This window comes from Rhizobacter sp., assembly GCF_031412075.1.
In the GTDB taxonomy this organism is placed as follows: domain Bacteria; phylum Pseudomonadota; class Gammaproteobacteria; order Burkholderiales; family Burkholderiaceae_C; genus Rhizobacter.
The window spans coordinates 1-4,674 of the sequence record NZ_JANOCG010000649.1 but is presented as its reverse complement, the minus strand read 5'-3'; the positions used below and the strand labels follow the sequence as shown (position 1 = coordinate 4,674).

Sequence of the window (4,674 nt, the reverse complement as noted above, 5' to 3'; positions counted from 1 at the left end):
CAAACGACGACGCCGCTGCAAACAGCGCAATGAGGGACAACAGCTTCTTCATGCAAGTGACTCCGTGGACGATTGAGAGAGTGGCCTATTTGCTCGGCGCAAGCGGCATGTACAGCGGGCGCGACAGGGTGACCGGGGTGACGTCCAGCACGATGTTGATCACGCTGTAGTCCTCGCCGCCGAGCGCGCCGCTGTAATAGCCGATGCTGTCCGGCCCCTTGCGAAAGCGGAACTCGAAACCCAGTTCGGGTCGGTCGCTGGCTTCGCTGTTGAAGGCCAGACCGACCACCTCCGCCTGCCGGTTGTCGATGAGGTTGGCCATCAGATTCACGACGGTCGTGTCGCCGAGCACGTCGGGGTAGAACGCGGCGGCCTTGAAATAGGGTTTGAAATCTTTCGAGCGGGGGTCGATCTTGATGCCGCCCAGCTTTTCGGGTGAGGGTGTCGTGACCCGTGTCTTGAGGTTGTAGCGGTCACCGCGGTCAAGGTAGGTGAGACGGGCGCCGCGCAGGTTGAACGCCGGCTGCGTCTTGTCGGTGCTCGCGTCGGTCAGGTCGGCCAGCAGTGCGCCCTTGTAGCCGACGATCTCGACGGTGTCTGCGCGAAACACGGCGGCGGTGTTCTCGTCCACGCCCACCCCGAGCCGGTAACCTTGGCGCAGCATCAGGGGCAACATTCGGCCGATGCGCCCTCGCTTGAGAAAGTGTTGGTCGACAAACACGTCGGGCCCGACGAAGCCCAGGCCACGGTCGATCTCGTGGCCTTCGCGCATGCCGGACTTGAGCACCGTCAACACGTCCTGAGCGTCGCGAAACATGGTGGTGCTCATGATGGCCGCGCCTGCGCTGCTGCCGGCGACCACGCCGCCTGACTGGTAGACCTCCCAGATGGCTGCTAATACAGGCGTAGGCTTGCCAGCCTCATCGAACAGTGCCTCGGTGATTCGCTCTTGCGCACCGCCGGCAAAGTAGACCCCTGTCGCAGCGCGGACCCTGGCCACCAGCGCCGGGTCGCGAGCCGCGGCGCGGTAGTCGCTGCCCTCCAGGCGCGGCGCCACCGGCAGGTGCTCAGCGCGGGCCCCGCGTCGCTCCAGTGCCTGGACGATCGATGCGGCCGATTTGGCCGGGTCACCCGCTGCGGTGGCGAGCACGACGAACCTGGCACCGGGCCCGCCGGCGAGATCAACCACTTTTTGCCAGACAGCATCGTTGTCGAATTTGAGAGCACCGCCGATGGCAACGGCACTGCCTCGCCCGCTCGACTGTGCAAGTGCCGAACCACCGGCAAGAAGACTCGCGGTGAGAGGAACCACGGCCAACAGGAGTCGGAAAAGGTGCATGCGAGCAAGAGACGTTGCGATGCGTGGCATGTTGGCACGCCCCTGCACGCTTGCTGGCCAGGGAAGCGTTCCTGCGACCTGAATCTGCAGCCGGGCGTCGCTTTTGAGCAAACTGCGGGCGCAGCTTCATGAACCGTACTGAAGCATCGCCCTTGCCGCGAACCCTCGACCACAGTTCAAACCCGGCATGGCGGTTGACCTACCGGTACCGCTCTGGCTCAAAAAACAGCTTGGCCTGCAAGGCCACCGGCGCAGCGCCGTCGGTCACCCTGATCCACGTCGTGCCCGATTGGGCAATCGGCAAACGAGCCGAGCTGAGGCTGCGGCCCGATCAGCGATACACGAGCACAGGAATCCGCGTGTGGGTCAGCACTTTTTGCGTCTCGCTGCCAAGCAACAGGGCCTGCGCGCCGTGTCGGCCGTGCGACGCCATCATGATCAGATCGCAGCCCTGTTGCTCGGCGACGCGAATGATCGCTTCGTAGGGACGGTCGCTGACCGCGACATGCGTGTCGCAACGCAAGCCGGCTTCGTTGGCAGCTTTCTTCAGCACGGCCAGGTGCTTTTCGGCTTGCGCCCGGCTCTCGGCGAGAAAGATTGTCTTGGTGTCTTCGATCATCGTGACGTTGAAGGTCAACACGTGAAAATCGGGCGTCACGCAGACGCCGGTGATGCGGGCGTTGGACTCCTTGGCGAAGCGCACACCCTGGAGGATGGCCGCCAACGAGAGGTCCGACCCGTCGGTCGGAAGCAGCAGGTGCTTGAACATGATGGTCTTTCGGGGTGGGTCGGAAAGTACAGGCTGCACGCTTTCTCGCACCGCTGTCTTGACGCAGCGCAAGGCGTTTGCTGAATCCGCACCCGTCGAGGCCGCGCTTGAACGCGGCGTCGTCGTGCTATCGACTGCCAGCGAAGTCGAGTACCACGCGCGCTTCGACATCGCCGTGACGCAATCGGTCGAAGACCCGGTTGATCGACGACAGCGGCTGCAGCTCGATATCGGCCTTGACCTTGCCATCGACCGCAAAGGCGAGCGCTTCGGCCATGTCCCTGCGCGTGCCGACCAGGGAGCCGCGCACTGTGATGCAGTTCAACACCGCGTCAAAGAGCGGAAATGGAAAGTCGCCTGGCGGCAGGCCCACCAGCACGCAGGTGCCGCGCTTGCGCGTCATGCCCACACCCTGCTTGAACGCAGCGAGTGAAGGCGCCGTGATCAGCACGCCGTGGGCACCGCCGCCGGTCACCTTTTTCACGGCATCGATGGCGTCGCCGGCCCGGGCATCGACGATGGCATCGGCGCCGAGGCGGCGGGCATGGTCGAGCTTGCCTGCATCGATGTCGACGGCGCAGACGTGCAGCCCCATCGCCTTGCCGTACTGGATCGCCAGGTGGCCGAGACCGCCGACGCCCGACACCGCGAGCCATTCGCCCGGGCGGGCGTCGCTCACCTTGATGCCCTTGTAGCAGGTGACGCCAGCGCAGATGATCGGCGCGGCCGCGCTGGGCGACAAACCAACTGGGATGCGAGCGACGTAGGTGGGATCGGCCAGGATGTACTCGGCGAAGCCGCCGTTGCGCGTGTAGCCGCCGAACTGCGCCTCGGCACAGACAGTCTCCCAGGCGGCAAGGCAATGTTCGCAATGCCCGCACGCCGAAAAGAGCCAGGGTACGCCGACGCGGTCGCCCTCCTTGACGGACGTGACGCCTGAGCCGACGGCCGTGACCCGCCCGATGCCCTCGTGGCCCGGAATGAAGGGCAGTGCGGGCTTGACGGGCCACTCGCCGCCCGCCGCGTGCAGGTCGGTATGGCAAACGCCGCAGGCCTCGGTCTTGACCAGGATCTGGCCGGGTCCGGGCGTGGGGATATCCCATTCGCGAATCACCAGCGGTTGACCAAACTGCTCGACGACGGCGGCTTGCATCTTGAGTGTCATTGGGGTGTCCTTGTGCGTGAAACTGCTTGGCTGCTTGGTCGCAGCGCGCGTCTGAGGGAGCGGGCCTCGCGCCACTGTCGACCCCAAAAACGAGTAAGCAGGGCGAACGTGCACCAGGCCGGCAAGAAGCGGCATCACACCGATGTAGCCCCACGTCCCGACCAACCCAATCTAGGCCCTTGCACGCCGCCCCGGTTGATATGCATCAAAGACGCGAGCGAAGTGTTTCGCCCCCTCCTCAGCACCCAAAATGTGCGCGCATGCAGGCTTTGTCTTCAGAGGCCGGGCGCGTGTGCCACGTCGCAATGAAACGGCAACCAGTGGCGGGCCAGGCGCAGCAAGTTCGTGGCATTGCCGGTGGTTTGCAGCCGAACTCGCCGCGACTGTGTTGTAGAGGGCTGGCGCAGCAGCCGCGCCGTCTGCCGGGCGACGGCATCTGCGGTGTCGACCAAATGCACCTCTTTGCCGAAGGCGGCCTGGACCTGCGCTGTGACAAATGGGTAGTGCGTGCAGCCCAGCACCACCGTGTCGACGGCGGCCCGTTTCAGCGGCTGGCTGAACTGGTCGATCAGCGTGAGCAACGCTGGGTCCTCGCCATTGCCATGCTCGATCAGGCCCGCGAGGCCGGGGCAGGGCTGCAGGTGCACCTCGATGCCGGCGCCGTGCGCGGTGAGCAAGCGCCGGAACTTGTCGCTGCGCAGCGTGGCCGGTGTGGCCATCACGCCGATGTGGCCATTGCGCGTGAGGGTCACCGCGGGTTTGATGCCGGGTTCCACTGCCACGATCGGCAACTCCGGCCAGCGCTCACGCAGGCTGGCCGCGGCGACAGCGGTGGCCGTGTTGCAGGCGATCACCAGCAGCTTCGCCCCTTGGGCGAGGAGGTGACTGGCGATGCGGTGGGTGCGTGTGGCGATGAACTCCTCGCTGCGCTCTCCGTAGGGCGCGTGGCCGGAGTCGGCCACATAGAGCAGGTCATGCGCGGGCAAGTGGTGGTGCAGTGCCTTCAACACCGACAAGCCGCCCACGCCCGAATCGAACACGCCGATGAGAGGGGGCGGCTGCGGGCTGGGGCTCATGGGGCGCGCAGTCTAGCAGCGGGTCTCTTGAGGGCTGCCAGAGGGGCCGAAGTCGTGAGACAATCGCAAAAGCGAACGATCGTTCGTTTTTCACGCCGAACGCTCGTATTCCCCCCGGTTCACCGAGGGGCGAACACTAAAATTCTTTCGATTCCAAGCCTCAGGAGAATTGCCATGAAAGTGCTGGTAGCCGTCAAACGAGTGGTTGACTACAACGTGAAGGTGCGGGTGAAGAGCGACGGCAGCGGTGTCGACATCGCCAACGTCAAGATGAGCATGAACCCGTTTGACGAGATCGCGATCGAAGAAGCGGTTCGCCTCAAGG

4 protein-coding genes and 1 pseudogene are annotated in these 4,674 nt (G+C 64.8%); 1 reads left to right on the top strand and 4 read right to left on the bottom strand.

The genetic code is table 11. From position 1 onward, the window contains the following. Positions 1-85: 85 nt before the first annotated feature. From RMO40_RS24045 to murI, 4 genes are all read right to left on the bottom strand, one after another. Positions 86-1,339: a cyanophycinase gene (locus RMO40_RS24045; RefSeq protein ID WP_309726228.1), complete on the bottom strand. Its 1,254-nt coding sequence runs from the start codon at positions 1,337-1,339 to the stop codon at positions 86-88. 331 nt (positions 1,340-1,670) lie between these two features. Continuing rightward, entirely contained in the window at positions 1,671-2,108 is a 438-nt protein-coding gene (locus tag RMO40_RS24040; RefSeq protein WP_309726226.1) for a universal stress protein, read from the bottom strand. A gap of 127 nt (positions 2,109-2,235) precedes the next feature. Beyond that, the gene (locus tag RMO40_RS24035) at positions 2,236-3,273 is read right to left on the bottom strand and encodes a zinc-binding dehydrogenase (protein ID WP_309726230.1); all 1,038 of its coding nucleotides are present in this window, start codon (positions 3,271-3,273) and stop codon (positions 2,236-2,238) included. A gap of 275 nt (positions 3,274-3,548) precedes the next feature. After that, entirely contained in the window at positions 3,549-4,349 is an 801-nt protein-coding gene (gene murI / locus RMO40_RS24030; protein WP_309726224.1) for a glutamate racemase, read from the bottom strand. A gap of 174 nt (positions 4,350-4,523) precedes the next feature. Between murI and RMO40_RS24025 the strand changes: the two are divergent. After that, positions 4,524-4,674, top strand: a pseudogene (locus RMO40_RS24025) (electron transfer flavoprotein subunit beta/FixA family protein); the annotation flags it as partial.